Source organism: Candidatus Pelagibacter sp. HTCC7211, from assembly GCF_000155895.1.
Lineage (GTDB): Bacteria > Pseudomonadota > Alphaproteobacteria > Pelagibacterales > Pelagibacteraceae > Pelagibacter.
In genome coordinates this window covers 1,010,715-1,033,482 of the sequence record NZ_DS995298.1, presented here as the reverse complement: position 1 = coordinate 1,033,482, position 22,768 = coordinate 1,010,715, and the positions used below count along the sequence as shown (strand labels likewise).

Genomic DNA, 22,768 nt, shown 5'->3' with positions numbered 1-22,768 from the left:
TTTAATAATTTAAAAAATTTTTTAATATTTTAATTCCTAATTTAGTTTTAATACTTTCAGGATGAAATTGTACACCATGAATATTAAATTTTTTATGTTGAACACCCATAATTAATCCATCAGTTGTCTCAGCTGTTATTTCCAGGTCACTAGAAAGCGATTTTTTATCGATTATGAGACTGTGATATCGTGTTGCCTCAAAGGTAATTGGTAGATTTTTTAAAATTCCAATTTTTTTAGATTTAATTTTACTTGTCTTTCCATGCATAAGTTTTTTAGCTTGAATAATTTTTGAGCCAAATACTTGTCCTATGATTTGATGGCCAAGACAAACTCCAAGAAAAGGAATATCTTTGTGAAGATTCTTTAATATATCTAAACAATTTCCTGACTGATTTGGATTTCCTGGTCCTGGAGAAATTACAATTTTATTATATCTTTTATTGATAATATCTTTCGAAGTTATTTTGTCATTTCTGACAACATCAACTTTTGTATTCAAAGATGATAGGTAGTGATAAAGATTAAATGTAAAACTATCATAGTTATCAATTAATAATATTTTCATTATCTTAAAGCGTTGATTAAAGCTTTAGCTTTATTAACAGTTTCCTCGTATTCATTAATTGGTTTACTATCTGCAACAATACCTGCGCCTGCTTGAACATAAAATTTGTTATTTTTAGCAACAGCTGTTCTTAAAGCTATACAAGTATCAAATTCTCCATTTGCTGAAAAATATCCAATACCTCCAGCGTAAACTTTTCTTTTAGTTGTTTCTAATTCATCTATAATTTCCATAGCTCTAATTTTGGGTGCTCCCGATACAGTTCCTGCTGGAAAACCAGCTAATAATGATTTAAATCTTGAAAATTTTTTATTGTATTCACCTATTACGTTAGAAACTATATGCATTACATGTGAATATCTCTCAATAATGAAACTTTCTGTAACTTTTACTGAATTAATTTTTGATACTTTTCCAGCATCATTTCTTCCTAAATCTAAAAGCATCAAATGTTCAGACAATTCTTTTTTATCTTTAAGTAAATCTTTTTCAAAAAAGTTATCTTCTTTAATAGTTTTACCTCTAGGTCTTGTTCCTGCAATAGGTCTAACAGTAATTTTGTTATCTCTTAATCTGACCAATATTTCTGGACTAGCTCCTATTATTTGAAAATCACTAAAATTAAAAAAAAACATAAAAGGGGAAGGATTAGTAAGTCTTAATTTTTTGTATATATCTAAAGGTTTTTTAGTTAGTTTTGCTTCAAATCTTTGACTTAATACTACTTGAAAAATATCTCCTAACTTAATGTACTCTTTGGCTTTATTCACCATTTTCAGAAATTTATTTTTTGATGTATTAGATTTTACTTTGATATCTTTCAAAACATTATTTTCTAATGTTTTCAAATTTCTAATTGAAGATTGAATATTTAGTTTAAATAGTTCAAATTTAATATCATCAAACTTTTTTTGATAATTGTTAATTTTTTCGTCACTAAAAATATTTATTATAAAAAAGATTTCTTTTTTCAAATTATCATGAATTATTAGTGTTCTTGGTCTCAACAATCTAACATCTGGTAGATTAAGATCATTTTTACATTTGTTAGGAATTTTTTCAATATACCTAATAGAGTCGTAAGAAAAATACCCTGATATTAATGAACATATATTTGGTAATTTTTTTGGAGTTTCAAATTTAAATTCTTCAATAATTTTCTCAATCAGTTTGTTAGGTTTTTCTCTTAATCTGATCTTTTTTTTATTTTTAATTAGATATGAATTATTATTATTAAACTCCCAAATTTTATCAGGGTTTTTACCAAATATAGTGTATCTACCCTTAATTTTACCTTTTTCAACAGACTCAAAAATAAAGCTATTTTTTTCAGTTAAAAAATTATCAATAAGATTAAAAACTTCATCATCATTTTGAACTTTTTTTGAACTGTATATGATTTGATTTTTTTTGCTTCTGTGTCGAAACTTAAAATCTTTGAAGCTTCGATTTATTATCATTTGAAATAGTTTTTAACTCTATTAATTGTTTTTTGATTTAACTGTACTTTATATTTGTCATTAAGTAACTGATCGTATGATTTTAGTATAGCCATTCTATTGTTAGTATACTGATTACTTATAAATTTTAGATAATTTTCATCAGTTTTGCTAAATGAATTTTTAGAAGATCCAGTTATTTTTACTAAATAAATCTTATTATCTTTGTCATTAACGAGAGTGAAAGAACTTTCAGGTAATGAATAAAGTATTTTAACTGAATTTCCTTCAAAAACATCATGATCATTAATTGAGTTAATCGTTAAGTATTGAGTATTATAGCTAGCCATTTCTTTAAACTTATTATCATTAAATTCTTTTTTTTGAATTTCTTCTAAGATGCTTCTATTAAAGTCAAACTTACTTTTTTGATAAACTAATTGTCGTATTTCTTCATTTATATTTTGATCTGTTAAATCTGGATCACGATCATATTTATTAGTGATTGTATATAACAAGAAATTATCTCCATTTTCAATTATATCTAGTTCAGATGATCTTTTAGAATAGATCATATCTTCATTTAATTTTTTTGTTGTTGAAGGAGCGTATTCTTTAATTTCTAAAACATTAGCATTAATATTTTCTATAATTGCTTCAAAAGTAACACCTTGAGATATTTTATTTTCAATTTTATCTATTTCATCAAAGAAATCTTGATTAAATTCCTCTAAGCCAATTAAAATCTGTGGATTTAATGTTACATATTTAAAATCAATAAATTCCCTTTTTAACAAATCTTTATTTTCTTTTAAAAAATTTTCTATTTCTGAATTAGTTAAATCTTCTTTATTTTTATATAAGTTTTCCATCGGAAAATATTCAAGACTTAAGGATTTATTTTCTTCTTCAAACTTTTTAACAAGTAAAAATTCTGGAGTAATAGTTCCAGCACCTATAAAATCAAAAAGATGTTTTTGAAGCTCTTTGTTTTTTAATTGCAACTCATACATTGGAGCTGACATATTATTTGTTAATAAAAATTTTTCATATTTTGTTCTTTGAAAAACATTATTTTCATCAAAAAAATTTTTATTTTCTTTTATCTTCTTTAAAACTGTTAATTCTGTAATTGATAAATCTAATTCTTCTATTTCCAAACTTATCAATGTAGTTGAAATAAGACCTGATAATAATTCTTCAATTATATTATTGTCTATATTTTCTCTAATAGCTTGTTGTGAAATTCTACTTTCATTAAGATAATTCATAAAATCTTGAGTAGTTACATTTTTTTTATTTATCTTTGCTATATTATTTTGATTATTGGTACTAAATCCGCCTCCAAAACCACCAAACCCAAATGCAATTATAATTACACCAATTAAGATTAATCCACCTAATTTTTTTCCACCAAAATTTTTCAAAGTTTTAAGCATTTTCATTAATTCATTGATATGTAAAAAACAAATCTATAGATTAAAAATTCAATTATGACAAATAAATATATGTATTTTATTGCAAATTGGAAAATGTTTGGAGATTTAAGAACTCTAAATTCACTTGATAAAGTCATAAAATTTTCAAAAATTAATAAAAGAAAATCTAAATTAATTTATTGTCCTCCAAATACACTTATTAGACCTATGTCAAAAAGATTGCAAAAAACGAAAATAGAAGTTGGCGCACAAAATTGTCATGTTAGTGATAGCTACGGTGCATTTACAGGAAGTGTGAATTCAAAAATGTTAAAAAATGTTGGGGCTAAATATATTATTTTGGGTCATTCCGAAAATAGACAAGAGGGTGAAAGCGATAAATTAATTAATTTAAAGATTAGAAGTGCAATTAAATCAGGATTAAAAATAATTTTTTGTATTGGTGAAACTTTGAAAGAAAAAAGGAATAAAAGAACAAATCAAGTTCTATCAAATCAAATTAATAAAGGACTTAAATCAATTAGAAATAAGTCTGATATAATTGTTGCCTATGAACCATTTTGGTCGATAGGAACTGGAATAATTCCAAAGTCTAAAGATCTAATTAAATCAGTAAATTTTATTAAAAATAAATTTGGTTCAAAACCTCCAAAAATTTTATATGGTGGTTCTGTAAATAACCAAAATATTTCACAATTAAAAAATATCAGTGGCATTGATGGTTTTTTGATTGGTGGAGCTTCACAAGATCCAAAAAAATTTATTGATATAATTAAAAAAACGTATAATTAACGCCCATGGAAAATATATTGCTCGTAATTAACATCGTACTTGCTCTGATTTTGGTTTCTTTAATTTTGTTACAAAAATCAGAAGGTGGTGCCTTAGGTATAGGCGTTTCACAAGAAAATTTTATGTTATCAAGATCTGCAGGTAGCTTCATGACTAAAGCTACAGCAATAGTTGCAACTTTATTTATAATTTGCAGTTTAGCATTGACTATTATTTCAAGAGCAGAATTAACACCAACTAGTTCAGTTTTAGATACTGTTGAAGAGAAGGCTGAAGATACGCCCTTAATTCCAGAAAATAATTAATTTATTCTTTTCTTTTCATTTTTTATTCGTTATAAGATAATTCCATGGCGCGATATATATTTGTCACCGGCGGCGTGGTTTCTTCCTTAGGCAAAGGTCTCTCTTCAGCATCGCTAGCATTTCTATTACAATCTAGAGGATATAAAATTAGATTAAGAAAATTGGATCCATATTTAAATGTTGATCCAGGTACCATGAGTCCATTTCAACATGGGGAAGTTTACGTAACAGATGACGGTGCAGAAACCGATTTAGATCTAGGTCATTATGAAAGATTTTCAGGGGTATCAGCTAAAAAATCAGATAATATAACAACTGGTAAAATTTATAACGATGTTCTTAAAAAAGAACGAAAGGGTGAATACTTAGGTAAAACAGTTCAGGTAATTCCTCATATTACAGATCGAATAAAACAATTTATTAAAAATGACTCTTCAAAAGAAGATTTTGTTATTTGTGAAATAGGGGGAATTGTAGGGGATATTGAAAGTTTACCATTTGTTGAAGCTATAAGACAATTTGCAAATGATGTGGGTAAAAAAAATGCATTATTTATACATCTTACATTAGTACCTTATTTAAAAGCTTCCGATGAAATTAAAACAAAACCAACTCAGCATTCTGTAAAAGAGTTAAGAAGTATAGGTATTCAACCTGATATAATAATTTGTAGATCTGAACGATCAATACCTTTAGAGCACAGAAAGAAAATTTCATTATTTTGTAATGTTGATATCAAAAATGTAATCGAGACTGTTGATGTAAGGACTATTTATGAAGCTCCGATGAGTTTTTTTAGAGAAAAATTAGATCTTCAAGTATTGAATTATTTTAAATTAAAATCAAAAAAATCAGCAAATTTAAACCCGTGGAAAAAAATTACTAAAATTATTTTACAAAATAAAAGACAAGTTAATATTGCTATTATTGGTAAATATGTTGAGCTCAAAGATGCGTATAAATCATTAGATGAAGCTTTAACTCATGGTGGAATTGAAAATAAAGTCAAAGTTAATTTAGTTAGAATAGATTCTGAAAAATTAAAAGTTTCAGAAATTAAGAAAAAACTTAAAAATATTTCAGGTATATTAATACCAGGTGGATTTGGTAAAAGAGGAACAGATGGAAAAATTGAAGCTATTAAACATTCAAGATTAAATAAAATTCCATTCCTAGGAATATGTTATGGCATGCAAATGGCAATTATTGAATTTGCAAGAAATCAATTGAATATCAAAAACGCAACTTCAAGTGAATTTGATAAGAAAGGATTACCATTAGTTGGGTTAATTAACGAATGGTCCAAAGATGGCAAAATGATTAAAGGTACCGATAAAGATCTTGGTGGGACGATGAGATTAGGTTCATATGATGCAAAACTTAAAGATAATTCTTTAATTAGAAAAATTTATAAGTCAAAAATTATTAAAGAAAGACATAGACACAGATATGAAGTGAACATTGCTTATAAAGATAAATTTGAAAAAAAAGGCATGATTTTCTCAGGTTTATCACCTGACAATAAATTACCTGAGATTATAGAGTTAAAAAACCATCCTTGGTTTATAGGAGTTCAGTTTCATCCTGAATTTAAATCTAGACCTTTATCGCCTCATCCTTTATTCTCTTCATTTATCAAGGCAGCAAAAAATCATAAATGAGTAGTATTAAAGTAAATTGTAGAAACATAGAAATTTCAAACGATAATAAAATTTGTATTATTGCGGGTCCGTGTCAGCTAGAAACGGAACAGCATGCCATGGACATGGCTGGTAAAATAAAGGAAATTACAAAAAAATTTAATTTAGGATTTATTTACAAAACTTCATTTGATAAAGCCAATAGAACTAGTTTAAAGGGTGAGCGAGGTGCAGGATTAGAAGCTTCATTACCAGTATTTGATAAAATTAAAAAAGAATTAGATGTTCCAATTTTAACAGACATTCATAACGCAGAACAATGTTCAATTTTAGCAAATCATGTTGATATATTACAGATCCCTGCATTTCTCTGCAGACAAACAGATTTATTAATTTCTGCTGCGAAAACTAATAAGATTATAAATGTAAAAAAAGGTCAGTTTCTTGCACCATGGGATATGGTTAATGTTACAAAAAAAATTTCAGACTCTGGAAATGAAAATATTTTAGTTACAGAAAGAGGTGCGAGTTTTGGCTATAACACTCTTGTATCTGACATGAGATCTTTACCGATAATGGCAAAAAATGGTTACCCAGTAATTTTTGATGCAACTCATTCGGTTCAACAACCAGGAGGACAAGGAGAGTCTTCAGGTGGCCAAAGAGAATTTGTTGAATATTTAGCAAGAGCTGCAGTTGCTGTTGGTGTTGCAGGAGTATTTATTGAAACACATCATGACCCAGATAACGCTCCATCCGATGGACCTAATATGGTTCCTTTAGATAAATTAGAAAACTTATTAAAACAATTAAATGATATCGATAATTTAATAAAAAAATAGTGAGCAAGATTTTAAAAGTAAAAGCACGTCAAGTATTTGATAGTAGAGGAAATCCAACAGTTGAAGCAGAAGTTTTTATAAAAAACAATAGTGCTTCTGCTATTTGTCCATCAGGTGCATCAACTGGTACATTTGAGGCGTTTGAAAAAAGAGATACAAATAATAAAAGATATCTTGGAAAAAGTGTTTTAACTGCTGTTAATTTAGTAAATACAAAAATTTCTAAAAAATTAAAAGGTCAAAGTATTCACAATCAAGAACGAATAGATACTTTATTAATTAATTTAGACGGAACTAGACAAAAAACAAATTTGGGTGCTAATGCGATGCTAGCTGTATCGATGGCAGTAAAAAAGCTTTCAGCAAAAGCAAAAAAACTACCCCTGTATAAAACTTTTTTTAAAAAAAATAATTACCAACTACCTTATCCTTTAATGAATATTATTAACGGTGGAGCACATGCTAACAATGGACTGAGAATACAAGAATTTATGATTAGACCTGATAAAGCAAAAAGTTTCACTGAAGCTATGAGAATATGTTTTTTAGTGATTAAAAGCCTAAGTAAATTAATTAAAGATAAAGGTTTATCAACATCTGTAGGTGATGAGGGTGGTTTTGCACCTATGATTAACAGTAATAGTCAAGCTCTAGATTTAATTGTATCGGCGATTAAAAAAGCAGGATTTAAAAATGGTAGGGATATTTCAATTTGTCTTGATGTGGCTGCTAACGAATTATTTAGAAATAAAAAGTATTCAATTCATTCAAAAAATTACGTATCAGTTGAAAAATCAATTAAAGAATACCTAAAAATTATTAAAAAATATAAGATTAAATCAATAGAAGATCCATTTGCTGAAGATGACTGGTTAGCATGGAATAAGTTGATGAAATCAACTAATAATGTTCAAATTGTTGGAGATGACTTGTATGTAACAAACCTTGAAAGACTTAAAAAAGGTTTTTTAAATATTTCATCTAATTCAATTTTAATAAAACTTAATCAAATTGGAACTGTGTCTGAAACATTAGATGTAATAAAATTTGCACAAACCATAGGTTATAAAACAATAATTTCTCATAGATCGGGTGAAAGTGAAGATACATTTATTGCAGATTTAGCAGTTGGAACAAATTCAAATCAAATAAAAACTGGGTCACTAGCTAGATCTGAAAGAGTTGCAAAATATAATCAATTACTTCGTATAGAGGAAGAACTTGGAAAAACTGCAAGGATGAATAAAATCAATTAATGCTGAGGTTAATAAAACGAAATTATTTTTTATTAATATCTATATTTCTGATTTTATATTTTGGTTTTAATCTAATGTCTGGTGAAAGAGGTTATTCTTCTTATATTAAAAAAAAGGAACTTTTGTCCGACTTGAAAAAAGAGGAACTAACCTTAATTAATAATATAAGTTATTTAGATCACAAAAACTCATTATTAAGCACAAATTTAGATCTTGATTACGTTGAAACTTTAATCAGAGAGAGGTTTTTGTTTGGCAAAAAAGAGGAGACAATTTATATAATAAAAGATAATGGCAAGTAAAATTAGACACCCAGAAAAAGTTAATAAACCAATTAATCCAATCAAAAAAAAACCAGATTGGATCAGGTCAAAACTTTCTAATAGTAAAGAATTTTTTTTAACAAAAACAGTAGTCAACCAAAACAATTTAGTTACTGTTTGTCAGGAAGCAAATTGTCCAAATATAACTGAGTGCTGGAGCAAAAGACATGCAACTTTTATGATCATGGGCGACACATGCACAAGAGCATGCGCATTTTGTGATGTAAAAACTGGTAAACCAGAAAGCCTAGATCCCTTTGAGCCTTACAAAATTTCAAATGCTGTAAATAAATTAAACTTAAAACATGTAGTTATAACATCAGTAGATCGTGATGACCTTGATGATGGTGGATCAAATCATTTTTTTGATGTAATTACTGCAACTCAAAAAAAAAATCCAAACACGACAATTGAAGTATTAACACCAGATTTTCTAAGAAAAGGAGATGCATATAAAAAAATCTTAGAAACTGATTTAGATGTTTTTAATCATAATATTGAAACAGTTCCTCGTCTTTATCTGAAGGTAAGACCTGGTGCTAGATATTTTGGTTCATTAGAGTTGTTAAAAAATGTTAAGAAAATTAATAAAAAAGTTTTTACTAAATCAGGTTTAATGGTTGGTCTTGGTGAAGAAAAAGATGAGTTAATACAGGTAATGGATGATTTAAGGTCTGCAGAGGTTGATTTTTTAACTATTGGTCAATATTTACAACCTTCATCAAAACATCATCCACTTAGCAGATATTATCATCCTGATGAATTTAAAGAATTAAAAAATATTGCAAATTCAAAAGGATTTCTTTTAGTTTCATCCTCACCCCTAACAAGATCATCTTACCACGCCGATGAAGATTTTGCTAAACTTCAACAGAACAGATTGAAAAATAATTAATGCCTAAAGCCTCAGTAACCAGGCAAATAGCTAGTGAGAAACAAAAGTTAATTGATTTTGTTTTAGATATTGAAAAATATCCTGAGTTCATTCCATTTTGTATAAACTCTAAAGTTTATGAAAAAAATGATAATGAGGATCAGATAACAATTATTGCAGATCTCACCATTGGTAAAAAACCTTTTGTAGATACATATAAAAGTGCTGTCAGATATGATAAAAGAAATGACTCTATTCATGTAACTAATATTGGTGGTCCTTTAAAACATCTTGAAAATAATTGGAAATTTATACAAATGGAAAATTATACTGAAGTTCAATTTGATGTTGATTTTGAGATAAAAAATAAGTTTTTAAATTTAATTATGGAAAAATCTTTCCAATATGGTTTAAATAAAATTGCAGATGCTTTTCAAAAAAGAGCTGAAAACTTATAATAATAATAAGCTTTATATCTAAATAATTTAAATTAAATTAACGATTTTATAATTTTCAAAGTTTTAGTAACTGTAGTTTTTTGAATAGCTTTTCTATTTTTTTCTTTAAAAAAATTTTTAGAAATAAAAATTTCATTATTATTTTTTACTCCAATATATACTAGCCCAACAGGTTTTAATTTAGTTCCACCATTTGGTCCTGCGATACCTGTAATGGAAACATTTATTTGAGCTTTAGAAATTTTTGCTAAATTTTTAACCATAGCTTGACAACATTGAGGGCTAACAGCACCATATTTCTGAATAATACTTTTGTTTACTTTTAAAACACTTATTTTTGCTTGATTTGAATAGGTAACGAGACCCAGACTAAATACTTTTGATGCTCCACTTATTGCAGTTATTTTTGAAGCAAGCATCCCGCCGGTGCAGGACTCAGCAAAAGCAATTTTTAATTTTTTTTTGGTAAGTATTTTTACAAGGTTTTTCATTATAAAATGTAACTTTTTAAAACCATGAAGCAAATTAATGATAAGACAACACAAAATCCAGCACAAACATCATCCATTATTACACCAAAACTGTTCTTATATTTTTTATCAAAATAACTAACTGGAAATGGTTTGACGATGTCAAAGTATCTAAATAATATAAAACAAACTCCATAAAATATTATTGCTTCATTAGGCTCTTTAACAGTTCCATGTGATACTTCGTAAAGGAATATAGGTATAGATTGTCCAATAAATTCATCAATAACTATTTCTCCTGGATCTTTGTTTTCAATATTTTTAGTATGATTTGTGACAGCAATGAACGAATATATAAAAATTATTAATATTCCTAAAAGTATAACGTTTGAATTTAAGTTCAAAATATGAAAGCAAATGTAAAGAATTAAAACTGTAGCTAAAGATGCAAATGTTCCTGGCATAAATTTTACTTTTCCAAGACCAAGCATAGTAACAAATAAGAAATTAAATGTTTTAATCATATTTACAAATAGAAATGATTACTTCACAAGCTATTGCTTTTTCTTTTCCAATTAAACCCAATTTTTCAACTGTTTTACCTTTTAAATTAATAAGATCTTTATTTAATTTTAACAAATTCGATAATGAACTTATTATTTTTTTCCTATATTTTGATACTTTGGGTTGTTCACAAATTAAATTTATATCGAGATTATTTATATAAAAATTACCTTTATCTAAAATTTCAAGAATGGGTTTAAGCATATTTGGTGATCTAATATTTTTAAATTTATTTTTATTATCTGGAAAAAGTGAACCTATATCTTTTTTTCTGATTGCACCTAGTATTGCATCTATTATTGCATGTAAAATAACATCACCATCTGAGTGACCTTTTAAACCTGAGTGGAAGGGTATTTTCATTCCACCTAAATAAAGTTTCTTTTTCTTAATCAATCTATGGATATCAAAACCGATACCAAAATAAGTTTTAATGTTTTTAATATCTTCTTTAAATGTAATTTTATCGTTAGTGATTTCACCTTTAATAAACTTAATATTTAAATTATTATCAATAAATAATGTAGCTTCATCTTGAATTTTGTTTTTTTGTTTAATTGATAATTCGTAGATATCTTTAAATTTAAACGCTTGAGGTGTTTGTGTTAAAAAAGAATTATCTCTTTTTAAATTAAACAATTGATTTTTAACTTTATATTTTATGGAGTCTTTAGAGTTAATTATAGGTATCGATGCCTTATTCTTTTGTAATGAATTAATAAGTTTTTTTAAAAGACCAATTGAGAAATTTGGTCTTGCAGCATCATGAATTAAAACATTATTTGGTTTATATTTCTTGATATAATTTAAACCTTTCAAAGATGAGTCTGATCTTTCTTTACCACCATTAATAATTATTACATTTTTTGGAAATTTATTTTTGATTTGTTTTTTATCATTTGTAACTAAAATAATTTTTTTAAACAGTTTAGAAGTTATAGCTTTATCAACTGAATGCTCAAAAAGTGCTTTATTTTTATAAGTAATAAATTGTTTTGGCTTAGTTGAATTAAATCTTTTGCTTTGTCCTGAGGCAAGTATTATAAAATAATTGTTCATCATTTGATGTGATTATTTATTTAAAATGTACGAATTTATCAAAAAAAATATATATTTAATATTTCTCTTTATTATCACACTTTCTATCGGTTTTTTAACCTTTTTAACTTTTATTGATAAAGGCTACGTAGAGTTATCTGATAATAATTTACAATTATTATTAATTTTAAATATTTTTTTACTTTTTTTACTTTTCGTATTCATTTTCTTAGAAATCAAAAAAGCAATTAAAAATGATATTGATAAAGACGGTCTCAATTCAAATAAAAAATATATTACTTATTTTGCATTATTCACTCTTACACCTTCACTATTAATATCAATATTTTCATTATTCTTATTTTCATTTGCACTCGAAAAATATTTTGACAAAAAAGTAACTACAGTTGTTAATAATTCTTATCAATTAGCAAGAGATTATGTTGAAGAGGTACGAAATAAAATCCAATCTGAAATTGTCCTTGTAGCTTTTGATGTAAATAAAAGTAAAAAATTTTTAAATGATAATGTGAATGAATATAAAAGATTTTTAAATACTCAAAAAATTATAAGAGGTGTAGATGAAATACACATTATTGATATTGATAAAAAAATATTATTTACAACACTTGAAGATGATGAACCTTATATAGCTCCAGTTGATAAAGCTTTAAATCTTGTTCTTGATGATGATCGCCCATTAAAGATTATAAATGCACTAGAAAATCGATCTGCTGCAATAATGCGTTTACAAAATTTTGAAGATAGATTTCTATACGTTGTTAAATATTTAGATAAAGATATTTCTCGTTATTTAATTGAGTCTCAAGAAGCTATTAATTTTTATTATACAGTAGAAGAAAAAAGTACTGGAATTAAAATATCATTTGCAATTATATATATAATTGTAGTTTCACTTTTATTGTTTATTTCTATTTCTATAGCAATACGTTTTTCTTCAAGATTTTTTAGATCAATTAATAATCTTATACTAGCATCTTCATCAATTGGTGAGGGTGATTTAAATACTAAAGTTCCTGAATTAAAAACTGATAAAGATTTAGAAATTTTAAATAAGAATTTTAACCAAATGATCGATAGATTAAAAAATCAGCAAGAAAAACTAATAATTAATGAGCGGCATGAAGCTTGGGGTAATTTAGCAAGAAAGTTAGCACATGAAATTAAAAATCCACTAACCCCAATTCAATTAACTATTGATAGATTAAAAAGTAAATACACATCTCAATTAAATAAAAATGATAACGAGAATTTTAAAGAAAATCTTAAGATTATAAATAATCAAATTAAACAAATTGAAAAACTAGTTAACGAATTCTCTGATTTTGCAAGAATGCCTAAGCCTATATTTCAAAATAATGATCTAATTTCTTTGATGAATGATAATATCAAATTACTTCAAGAATTAGATAACTCTATCAATATTAAGTTTATAAATTTTGATCAAAAAATATTATTTAATTGTGATAAGGAGCAATTGAGTAGGGTTTTTTTCAATTTAATAAAAAATTCTATAGAAAGCATTCATCAAAAGTCCGAAAAAGTGACTAATTTTGAGAAGAATATTGCTATTGAACTAAATGAAATTAATGAACATATAAACCTAACTATTGATGATACTGGAGTAGGATTCAACAATTTGGATACTGATATTAAAAATATTTTAAACCCTTACTTTACAACAAAACAAAAAGGTACTGGTCTTGGATTATCAATTGTAAATAAAATAATAAATGATCATAATGGTAATATTGAATTTGTATCAAAAAATGAAGGTGCAAAAATAAAAATTAAATTCTTAAAATAATGAATACAGAAATTCTAATAGTAGATGACAATACTGATATTCGAAATATCATTAATGAATTAATAATTGATGCTGGTTATAAAACTAGAATAGCTGCAAACTTTAATCAGGCATTAACTGAAATTGATAAAAAATTACCCGACGTTGCAATACTAGATGTTAAACTAGATAAGGGTGATAATGATGGTATTGAACTTTTATCTCACATCAAAACTAAAGATAAAGATGTGCCAGTTATAATGATTTCTGGACATGCAAATATGGAAATGGCTATTAAATCTTTACATTATGGAGCTTTTGAGTTTATCGAAAAGCCTTTTGATCAGGAAAGATTATTAAACTTTGTAAGTCGTGCAGTTGAAAATTTTAATTTAAGAAAACAAAATAAAGAATATGAAACTAAATTATTTTCATCATATGATTTAATTGGAGATAGTAAAAATACGACGAATATAATTGAACAAATTAAAAAGATATCTTTAACTCAGAGTAGAGTTTTTATAAATGGTCCCTCTGGATCCGGTAAAGAATTGATAGCAAGAAAAATTCATAAAAATTCATCAAGAAATAAAAATCCATTTGTAATATTAAATGGAGCTTTACTCGACTCAAATAAATATGAGCTTGAACTCTTTGGGGAAGAGAAAGAAAATGGATCAATTTCTTATGGTGCTCTTGAAAAAGCAAATAAAGGAACTCTTCTTATTGATCAGATTTCTGAAATCCCATTAGATATTCAGTCAAAAATTTTAAGAGTTTTAACTGATCAAAAATTTAAAAGAGTAAACGGTAGCAATGACATTACTGTTGATGTAAGATTAATTTGCTCTTCTAGCAAAGATCTAAAAAAAGAAATTCAAATTGGAAATTTTAGAGAAGATTTGTTCCATAGAATTAATGTTTTTGAAATTAATATAGAACCTTTAAGTCAAAGAATTTCTGATATCCCACTTTTAATAAAGTATTTCTCAAAAAAAATTGCTCAAAATTACAATATTAAAGAGTTAAATATAGATGATAATAATAGCTATATTCTAAATCATGATTGGAAAGGAAATGTTAGAGAGTTAAGAAATCTTATTGAAAGGATTGCAATTTTACAACCAGATACAAATGAAAAAATTTCTAATATTATTAAAGAGTCATTAAAAAATGATAATTTTAAAGATAATATTTCAGAAAATAGCCTATCTGTGCCATTAAAAGAGGCTAGAGAAAAGTTTGAAAAGGAGTATTTAACTATTCAACTTAAAAAATTTAAAGGGAATATTTCAAAAACAGCAAATTTTGTTGGTATGGAAAGAAGTGCTTTGCATAGAAAATTGAAAGGCTTGGGAATAAAAGAATTTAATTAAAATGAATATAATCATTTGTGGCGCTGGAAGAGTTGGATTCACTATTGCTAAACAGCTAAGTGATCAAGGACACTCTATTACTGTTATAGATCAATCAAGTGATGATATTCAAAAAATTGACGATTCATTAGATGTAAAAGCAATTGTTGGAAAAGCAACTTATCCATCTATTCTTGAAAAAGCAGATGCAACTGAAGCTGACATGATTATTGCAGTTACACGTAATGATGAAATAAATATGCTTATATGTCAAATAGCATTTTCTATTTTCAAGATACCAAAAAAAATTGCAAGAATAAGATCTCAAGACTATTTAAATCCAAAATTTACAAGGGTTTATAATAAAGAAAATTTACCAATTGATGTCATTATTTCTCCAGAACTTGAAATAGCAAATTCAATACAAAGAAAATTAGAGGCCCCAGGAGCATTAGATAGTGTTCCTTTTGCAGAAAATAAAATTAGATTATTGGAAATTCAAATTAATGAAAATTGCAAATTAATTAATTTTCAATTAAATGAACTTACAAAAAAATATCCTGAACTAGATGCTAATATAATAGGAATTATAAGAGGAGATAAATTTTTAATACCCAAAAAAAATGATGATATTCAACAAAATGACAAAATTTATGTAATTATTAATTCTGCACAAATGTCTCAAACTTTAGAAGCATTTGGTCATAATGAAAAGATATCTAAAAAAATCTTAATTGTTGGTGGTGGGAATATTGGATTTAATCTAGCTAAAAATCTAGAGGACACTTTAGATGCTGCAAGAGTTAAGATTGTTGAGAAAAGTAAAGATCGATCCGAATTTTTAGCAAATGAACTTAATAATACAATAATAATTAATGGTGATGGGTTGGACGAAGAAGTTTTACTAGAGGCAAATTTAGAAGAAGCAGAAACCGTTCTAGCACTAACTAATGATGATGAAGATAACTTGATGGTAAGTGTTCTTGTTGAAAAATTTGCGAAAGATGACAAGAAAACCGATGAAAAGAGAACAATGGCATTAATTAACAAACCTAATTACTCATTGTTACAAAGTTCACTTAAAATTGATGATTTAATTGATCCTAGAATGAATACAGTATCAAGCATTTTAAAACATATTCATAAAGGAACTATAGAAACCGCTTATACTATTCTTAATGGCGAGTATGAAGTAATTGAAGCTGAAGTAATTGAAACTTCAGAGTTAATAAATAAAGAATTAAAGAATTCTAATTTACCAGAAGAAATCAGAATAGGTGCTGTATTACGTGATCAAAAAGTAATTATACCAAGATCGAATTTTGTTTTTCAAAAAGATGATAAAGTGGTCTTTTTAGCTAAAAAAGAGTCAATTTCAGTAGTAGAGAACATATTTAGAATTAGCTCTATTTAATCAAATGTCTTTGTTTAGAGTAAAATATTTAAGTTTTTTTTTTGGATTAATTTCTATTTTTTCTTTTTTTAATATAATTTATTCATATTATTTTAACTTATATCTTAATTTAAATACGTATTACTTCAGTTTAATTCCATCAACATTAATAGCTTTCTTATTTTATAAATTAAAAACTAATGAAAGTAAGCCAACTATATTTGAAAAAATATTAACTGTTTTTTTAGGCTATATATTAATACCAATTATTTTATCACTACCTTTTTATTTTAGTATTTATAATTTAACATTTTTAAATTCATTATTTGAGTCTGTTTCAGGATTTACATCAACAGGATTTACAATATTTGATAATATTAAACAAATTGACCAAGGTTTGATTCTATGGAGATCTTCAATTCAATGGATTGGAGGATTATATTTTTTATTTTCTATTATTTTTTTAATAGATATTTATGATGATAGTTTAAAAAAATCTCTAACTAATTTCTTATCATTTAATAGTTCTGAAGTATTAAAACAAACAATTAAAATTTTTTTACTTTATTCAGCAATTACAGTATCAATTTTTATAATATTAAATATTTTTGGTATTAGGACTTTTAATTCATTAAATTTGGCAATGACAATCATTTCATCTGGTGGTTTTTTACCTGATAATCAATTATCAACAATTCTTATTAGTGATACTCAAATAATTATTTTTTCACTTTTGATGCTTGTTTCTTTTTTTAGTATTTTTTTTATCTATAATTTAGTTTTTTTAAGAAATAAAAATCTTAATTTTTTTTATGAAGATATTCATTTATTTTTATATTTTATATTAGTAGTTACAATTTTTTTTATTTTTTTTAGTTTTGATAGTAAATTTACTTATAGCTTCTTATCGTTAGTAAGTAGTATTTCAAATATTGGTATTTCTCTTAACATAGATCAACCAGAATTAAATTTTGTATATTTGATATTAGTTATTATAGGTGGATCTTTCTTTTCAACCAGTTCAGGATTAAGATTTTTAAAGATCTACTCATTAACCAAATATTCTTTCAATCAAATTTTATCTTTTAGTAAACCTAAAAACATTTTTATGAATAAATTAATGTTTTCTAAAATCAATTTTGATTTTAAAGAAATTAATAAATATTTTCTAACTATAATAATATTCATAATTTCACTATTTTTTCTCACTTCACTTTTAAGTATTAGTGATATTAATTTCGAGAGATCTTTTAAATTGGCAATTTTGACATTAATGAATACGGTTAATTCATATGCCTATGGAATAAGTGATTTTGATTTTTACAATCTACATTTTTTAACTAAATATTTTCTGATATTTTTCATGATAATAGGAAGGGTTGAACTTTTATCTTTATTGTTGATAGCAAAAAAATTTCTTTTTAAATATTAATTAAGTATTATATATGTATCAATAATTCATTATTGCGCCCTTAGCTCAGCTGGATAGAGCATCGGTTTTCTAAACCGAGGGTCGGAGGTTCGAATCCTCCAGGGCGCGCCATTACTTCATTTTTCACTGTAATTATTTAAATATTTATGCTTGACTAGAATTAGTCTAAATAAGCTTTTACTAATTAATTTTTCTTGAAGAGTATTTTCTTACATGCTTAAATTAAAAATATTCAAAATACGTTTTGAATTATTTGTTAACAAATAAAAATAACTAAAGGGAAGAATAATGTTTAAATACCTAAAACAATTAACTTCTTTAGTAGCTATGGTTGCTGTGTTGTTTACTTTTACAACAGAGACAATGGCTGCTAAAAAATCTAAGACACTTAAAAACACTCAGAAGAAGGGTTTTGTAAGATGTGGAGTATCTCAAGGTTTACCAGGATTTTCTAATGCTGATGCTGCAGGAAATTGGACTGGTGTTGACGTTGATGTATGTAGAGCTGTAGCTGCTGCAGTATTGGGTGATGCAAACAAAGTTAAGTTTACACCACTAAGTGCTAAAGAAAGATTTACTGCTTTAACTTCTAATGAGATTGATATCTTATCAAGAAACACAACTTGGACTCTTTCTAGGGATGCTGACATCGGACTTACTTTCGTAGGAGTAAATTTCTACGATGGTCAAGGTTTTATGGTTAGAAAAAATTCTGGATATTCATCTGTGAATGATTTCAAAAACGGCATTTCTGCATGTACAAACTTAGGAACAACGACTGAGCTTAATATGAGAGACTTCTTTAACTCAAAAGGAATTTCTTATGAGCCAGTAACTTTTGAAAAAGCTGACGAGGTTGTTGCTGCTTATGATGCTGGAAGATGTGATACATACACAACTGATAAATCTGGTTTAGCTGCTCAAAGAATTAAATTGAGTTCTCCAGATGATCACGTAGTTTTACCTGAAACTATTTCAAAAGAGCCATTAGGCCCTGTTGTTAGACAAGGTGATTCTGTATGGGAAGATATCGTAAGATGGTCTCTAAACGTAATGATCGAAGCTGAAGAGTATGGTGTTAATTCTGCTAATGCAGATTCAATGAAAACTTCAGATAATCCTGCTGTAAAAAGATTAGTAGGTGCTGAAGGTGAATTAGGAGCTGCTTTAGGTCTAGATAATGATTGGAGTTTAAGAATTATCAAGCAAGTTGGTAACTACGGTGAAAGCTATAAAAGAAATATTGCTGACACTGGAATTCTACCTGACAGAGGTCCAAATGAATTATGGACTAAAGGTGGAATACTTTATGTACCACCAGCAAGATAATTTATATCTTTAAATAAAACTTAAAAAGGGCTAGATTTTTCTAGCCCTTTTTTTTATAAGTCTTGAATTATTGTGAATATAAAAAAATTATTACCCCAATTACTTACACTTCTAGTTGTAATTCTAATATTTGGATTTTTTTCTTATAATGCTCAAGTAAATATGGAAAATAGAGGCATAACTTTTGGTTATGGTTTTTTATCGCAAGAATCCTCTTTTGATGTACAATTTTCATTAATTGAATTTGATGGTTCACATTCATATTTTAGAGCATATCTAGTTGGTTTATTAAATACTATTTTAGTTTCAGTTATAGGAATTATATTTGCAACTATAATTGGTATTGTTGTAGGAATTGCTAGATTATCAAATAATTATTTAATTGAAAGAACTGCTGCAGTTTACGTTGAATTTTTTAGAAATATACCTTTGTTGTTACAAATATTTTTTTGGTATTTTGCAGCATTAAGAGCACTTCCATTACCTCAAGATGCAGAACCTATGTTTGGAGTTTTTTTTCTTACTATAAAGGGTTTCTTTGTTCCTGCTTTTGTTTGGAATAACTTAGATATTTTTATTTATTCAGTAATTGCTGCATTAATTTCAATTATTTTCATTAGAATTTATGCAAGAAAAAAACAAGAAAAAGATGGTGTTCAAACACCAGTTTTATCAATTTCAATAGGATTATTGTTAATTTTACCTATTTTAAGTTTTTTATTTGGTGGTGTTGATACGTCTATTGAAGTTCCTGTTATAAAACAATTATCTCAATCTGGTTTCACTTATGAAGGTGGAATAAAATTACCACCTGAATTAATATCTCTAGCATTAGCTTTATCTTTATATACAGCTACTTTTATTGCTGAATGTGTTAGAGCAGGTGTTCAAGGAGTTAGTAAAGGTCAAAAAGAGGCAGCAGCCTCAATAGGACTAACCCCAAATCAAGTGTTAAAACTAGTTGTAATGCCACAAGCATTAAGAATAATAATACCTCCAACTACTAATCAGTATTTGAATTTAACAAAAAATTCATCCCTTGCAGCAGCGATCGCCTATCCAGATTTAGTTCTTGTATTTGCGGGTACTGCATTAATGCAGACAGGAAGAGCAATCGAAATTGTTTCGATTACAATGCTAACTTATTTATCGCTAAGTATATCAATTTCAATATTTATGAATTGGTATAATAAAAAAATAGCTATTAAAGAAAAATAATGAATAAACTAAATTTTTTACAACCAGATAAAAATAACATTTATACATATTTGTATACAGGAATAATTTTAGTTTCACTAAGTATCTTTATTGTTTTTTTGAACTCTTTTTTTAGTAGAGATTTAACTTCATTTTTACCTGGAACAATTAGTTTTCTTTTGCCATTAATCTTAGGCTTTGTGGGATTACATTTAATTAGAATTGAATATTCAGGTATAAAATTTTTAGATGTAGTTAATAAAAATATTAATACCAATAGTTTTAATGCTTTTTTATCATTATTAATTGTATTTGTTGTTATTAAATCACTTCCACCATTGTTAAGTTGGTTTATTTTAGATGCAAGTATTGCTGGAGACTCAAAAGACGTATGTACAGGTACTGGAGCTTGTTGGACCTATATTAAAATTTGGTTTAACAGATTTATGTATGGAATGTATCCTAATGCTGAACAGTGGCGTATCAACCTATCATTTATAGCTTTAGCTTTTCTCGGAACTATAGGTTTTTTTGCTACAGAAAAATTTAAAAAGTATTTAACACTTTATTATGTAGTCGTTTACCCTGTTATTGCTTTTTTCTTTATTTTCTTTTTTATATCTGGTGGTCCAATATTTTTTGATTTCTCATATGGAATTATTGCATCTGTTCTTTCAATTATAATAGGATTTTTTATTCCTCCAAAATTTAAAATGTACTATTTCATAATAGTTCCGATCACACTCTACATATTATTAAAATATGTATTTTTTTATGAAGAGCTTATAGAACTTGGTAAATTAGAGGCATTGGAGTGGGTAGAGACGGGTGCTTGGGGAGGCTTATCCTTAACTTTTATAGTCTCATTTTTTTGTTTGATTTTCTGTTTTCCTATAGGCTTATTTCTATCTCTTGGAAGAAGATCAGATTTTCCAATAATAAAATATATTTCAATAGGTATGATTGAATTTTGGAGAGGTGTTCCACTGATCACAGTATTGTTTATGTCCTCAGTAATGTTCCCAATGTTTTTACCTGAGGATATGTTTATTGATAAATTAGTAAGAGTAATTATTGCAATTTCACTATTTGAAGCTGCTTATGTGGCTGAAGTTATAAGAGGTGGTTTGCAAGCATTGCCTAGAGGCCAATATGATGCTGCAAAATCTTTGGGAATGGGTTATTGGAAAATGCATATTCTAGTAATTTTACCTCAAGCATTAAAACTTGTTATACCAGGCATTGCTAATACTTTTTTGGCTCTTGTAAAAGACACTCCTTTAATATTTGTAGTAGGACTTTTAGAAATAGTAGGAATGCTTAATCTTGCCAAAACTAATCCAGAGTGGCTAGGTTTTGCAATGGAAGGTTATGTGTTTGCTTCAGTGTTATTTTTTATTATTTGCTATGCAATGAGTAAATATAGTTATAATTTAGAACAAAAATATAAAACAGAAAGATAATGTCAGATAAAATAATACAGATTGCAGAAATGAATAAATGGTTTGGTGATTTCCAAGTTTTAAAAGATATTAACTTAGAAGTTGAAAAAAACAAAAAAATTGTAGTATGTGGCCCATCTGGTTCTGGTAAATCGACATTAATAAGATGTATAAACAGACTAGAGGAGCATCAAAAGGGTTCTATTATAGTTGATGGAAACGAATTAACGGAAGACACTAAAGATATAGAAAAAATAAGGGCTGAGGTTGGAATGGTATTTCAGCAATTTAATTTATTCCCACATCTTTCTATTTTAGATAATTGTACCTTAGCTCCAATTTGGGTAAAGAAAATGCCAAAAAAAGATGCTGAAGAATTAGCAATTCAACATCTAGAGAAGGTGCAAATTGCAGATCAAGCTAACAAATATCCCGGACAATTATCAGGTGGCCAACAACAGAGATGTGCTATTGCTAGAGCATTATGTATGGAACCAAAAATAATGTTATTTGACGAACCAACATCAGCGTTAGACCCTGAGATGATTAAAGAGGTCTTAGATGCAATGGTTAATTTAGCAAAAGCAGGAATGACAATGATAGTAGTAACACACGAGATGGGATTTGCTAAAGAAGTAGCTGACGAGGTTATATTTATGGATGAAGGAATGATAGTTGAAAGAGCAGAAACCAAAGAGTTCTTTGCTAATCCAAAGAGTGACAGAACCAAGCTATTTTTAAGTCAAATATTATAATTTTTTTAAAATTTCTGACCATATTATAAGGGTTTTTAGTAACCTAAATT

22 protein-coding genes and 1 tRNA gene are annotated in these 22,768 nt (G+C 26.8%); 17 read left to right on the top strand and 6 right to left on the bottom strand.

Annotated features, from left to right (window positions below; translation table 11 throughout):
- Position 1 precedes the first annotated feature (1 nt).
- From PB7211_RS05605 to PB7211_RS05595, 3 genes are read right to left on the bottom strand one after another with little or no spacing between them, the layout of a single operon-like run.
- Positions 2–568 (bottom strand): anthranilate synthase component II, encoded by a 567-nt coding sequence (locus tag PB7211_RS05605; protein WP_008544645.1) that lies wholly within the window; start codon positions 566–568, stop codon positions 2–4.
- Positions 568–2,028 (bottom strand): anthranilate synthase component I, encoded by a 1,461-nt coding sequence (gene trpE, locus PB7211_RS05600; protein ID WP_008545520.1) that lies wholly within the window; start codon positions 2,026–2,028, stop codon positions 568–570. Before trpE ends, PB7211_RS05605 begins: the two co-directional genes overlap by 1 nt.
- On the bottom strand, positions 2,025–3,446 hold the full coding sequence (locus tag PB7211_RS05595; RefSeq protein WP_034399254.1) for a SurA N-terminal domain-containing protein: 1,422 nt from the start codon (positions 3,444–3,446) through the stop codon (positions 2,025–2,027). The genes trpE and PB7211_RS05595 overlap by 4 nt, the downstream gene beginning before the upstream one ends.
- A 54-nt stretch (positions 3,447–3,500) precedes the next feature.
- On the opposite strand from PB7211_RS05595, the gene tpiA reads away from it, so the two are divergent.
- The 8 genes from tpiA to PB7211_RS05555 all read left to right on the top strand — a co-directional run bounded on the left by tpiA (position 3,501) and on the right by PB7211_RS05555 (position 9,936).
- Positions 3,501–4,238 carry a triose-phosphate isomerase gene (gene tpiA, locus PB7211_RS05590; protein WP_034399109.1) on the top strand — a complete coding sequence of 246 codons (738 nt, stop codon included), beginning with the start codon at positions 3,501–3,503 and terminating at the stop codon, positions 4,236–4,238.
- 5 nt (positions 4,239–4,243) lie between these two features.
- The gene (secG, locus tag PB7211_RS05585; protein WP_034399106.1) at positions 4,244–4,543 is read left to right on the top strand and encodes a preprotein translocase subunit SecG; all 300 of its coding nucleotides are present in this window, start codon (positions 4,244–4,246) and stop codon (positions 4,541–4,543) included.
- A 44-nt stretch (positions 4,544–4,587) separates the two neighbouring features.
- Positions 4,588–6,204, top strand: a complete 1,617-nt coding sequence (locus PB7211_RS05580) for a CTP synthase (protein WP_008545557.1) — start codon at positions 4,588–4,590, stop codon at positions 6,202–6,204.
- Entirely contained in the window at positions 6,201–7,025 is an 825-nt protein-coding gene (gene kdsA, locus PB7211_RS05575) for a 3-deoxy-8-phosphooctulonate synthase (RefSeq protein ID WP_008544577.1), read from the top strand. Before PB7211_RS05580 ends, kdsA begins: the two co-directional genes overlap by 4 nt.
- Positions 7,025–8,281, top strand: a complete 1,257-nt coding sequence (gene eno / locus PB7211_RS05570; RefSeq protein WP_008544900.1) for a phosphopyruvate hydratase — start codon at positions 7,025–7,027, stop codon at positions 8,279–8,281. Before kdsA ends, eno begins: the two co-directional genes overlap by 1 nt.
- A gap of 74 nt (positions 8,282–8,355) precedes the next feature.
- Positions 8,356–8,583: an FtsB family cell division protein gene (locus PB7211_RS05565; protein ID WP_008544350.1), complete on the top strand. Its 228-nt coding sequence runs from the start codon at positions 8,356–8,358 to the stop codon at positions 8,581–8,583.
- Entirely contained in the window at positions 8,573–9,499 is a 927-nt protein-coding gene (gene lipA / locus PB7211_RS05560; protein WP_008544625.1) for a lipoyl synthase, read from the top strand. The genes PB7211_RS05565 and lipA overlap by 11 nt, the downstream gene beginning before the upstream one ends.
- Entirely contained in the window at positions 9,499–9,936 is a 438-nt protein-coding gene (locus tag PB7211_RS05555; protein ID WP_008544610.1) for a type II toxin-antitoxin system RatA family toxin, read from the top strand. Before lipA ends, PB7211_RS05555 begins: the two co-directional genes overlap by 1 nt.
- 32 nt (positions 9,937–9,968) lie before the next feature.
- Here PB7211_RS05555 and PB7211_RS05550 read toward each other — a convergent pair whose 3' ends face one another.
- From PB7211_RS05550 to ispF, 3 genes are read right to left on the bottom strand one after another with little or no spacing between them, the layout of a single operon-like run.
- Positions 9,969–10,427 carry a CinA family protein gene (locus tag PB7211_RS05550; RefSeq protein WP_008546132.1) on the bottom strand — a complete coding sequence of 153 codons (459 nt, stop codon included), beginning with the start codon at positions 10,425–10,427 and terminating at the stop codon, positions 9,969–9,971.
- On the bottom strand, positions 10,427–10,930 hold the full coding sequence (locus tag PB7211_RS05545) for a phosphatidylglycerophosphatase A family protein (protein WP_034399097.1): 504 nt from the start codon (positions 10,928–10,930) through the stop codon (positions 10,427–10,429). Before PB7211_RS05545 ends, PB7211_RS05550 begins: the two co-directional genes overlap by 1 nt.
- A complete protein-coding gene (ispF, locus tag PB7211_RS05540) occupies positions 10,923–12,029 on the bottom strand; it encodes a 2-C-methyl-D-erythritol 2,4-cyclodiphosphate synthase (RefSeq protein ID WP_034399095.1) in 1,107 nt (368 codons plus the stop codon). Before ispF ends, PB7211_RS05545 begins: the two co-directional genes overlap by 8 nt.
- A gap of 25 nt (positions 12,030–12,054) precedes the next feature.
- Here ispF and PB7211_RS05535 point away from each other — a divergent pair, with 25 nt between their 5' ends.
- From PB7211_RS05535 to PB7211_RS05495, 9 genes are all read left to right on the top strand, one after another.
- A complete protein-coding gene (locus tag PB7211_RS05535) occupies positions 12,055–13,836 on the top strand; it encodes a sensor histidine kinase (protein WP_008544881.1) in 1,782 nt (593 codons plus the stop codon).
- Complete coding sequence (locus PB7211_RS05530; RefSeq protein WP_008544003.1) at positions 13,836–15,191, top strand: sigma-54-dependent transcriptional regulator; 1,356 nt, start codon at positions 13,836–13,838, stop codon at positions 15,189–15,191. Before PB7211_RS05535 ends, PB7211_RS05530 begins: the two co-directional genes overlap by 1 nt.
- A 1-nt stretch (position 15,192) precedes the next feature.
- Positions 15,193–16,584, top strand: coding sequence for a Trk system potassium transporter TrkA (gene trkA / locus PB7211_RS05525; protein ID WP_008545270.1), 1,392 nt, complete (start codon positions 15,193–15,195; stop codon positions 16,582–16,584).
- A gap of 4 nt (positions 16,585–16,588) precedes the next feature.
- Entirely contained in the window at positions 16,589–17,995 is a 1,407-nt protein-coding gene (locus PB7211_RS05520; protein ID WP_008544903.1) for a TrkH family potassium uptake protein, read from the top strand.
- A gap of 34 nt (positions 17,996–18,029) precedes the next feature.
- A tRNA-Arg gene (locus tag PB7211_RS05515) sits at positions 18,030–18,106 on the top strand.
- Positions 18,107–18,283: 177 nt separating this feature from the next.
- On the top strand, positions 18,284–19,324 hold the full coding sequence (locus PB7211_RS05510) for an amino acid ABC transporter substrate-binding protein (RefSeq protein WP_008545766.1): 1,041 nt from the start codon (positions 18,284–18,286) through the stop codon (positions 19,322–19,324).
- A gap of 72 nt (positions 19,325–19,396) precedes the next feature.
- Positions 19,397–20,542 carry an amino acid ABC transporter permease gene (locus PB7211_RS05505; protein ID WP_034399092.1) on the top strand — a complete coding sequence of 382 codons (1,146 nt, stop codon included), beginning with the start codon at positions 19,397–19,399 and terminating at the stop codon, positions 20,540–20,542.
- Positions 20,542–21,984, top strand: a complete 1,443-nt coding sequence (locus PB7211_RS05500; protein ID WP_008545683.1) for an amino acid ABC transporter permease — start codon at positions 20,542–20,544, stop codon at positions 21,982–21,984. The genes PB7211_RS05505 and PB7211_RS05500 overlap by 1 nt, the downstream gene beginning before the upstream one ends.
- Positions 21,984–22,718, top strand: a complete 735-nt coding sequence (locus PB7211_RS05495; RefSeq protein ID WP_008544180.1) for an amino acid ABC transporter ATP-binding protein — start codon at positions 21,984–21,986, stop codon at positions 22,716–22,718. The genes PB7211_RS05500 and PB7211_RS05495 overlap by 1 nt, the downstream gene beginning before the upstream one ends.
- Positions 22,719–22,768 lie beyond the last annotated feature (50 nt).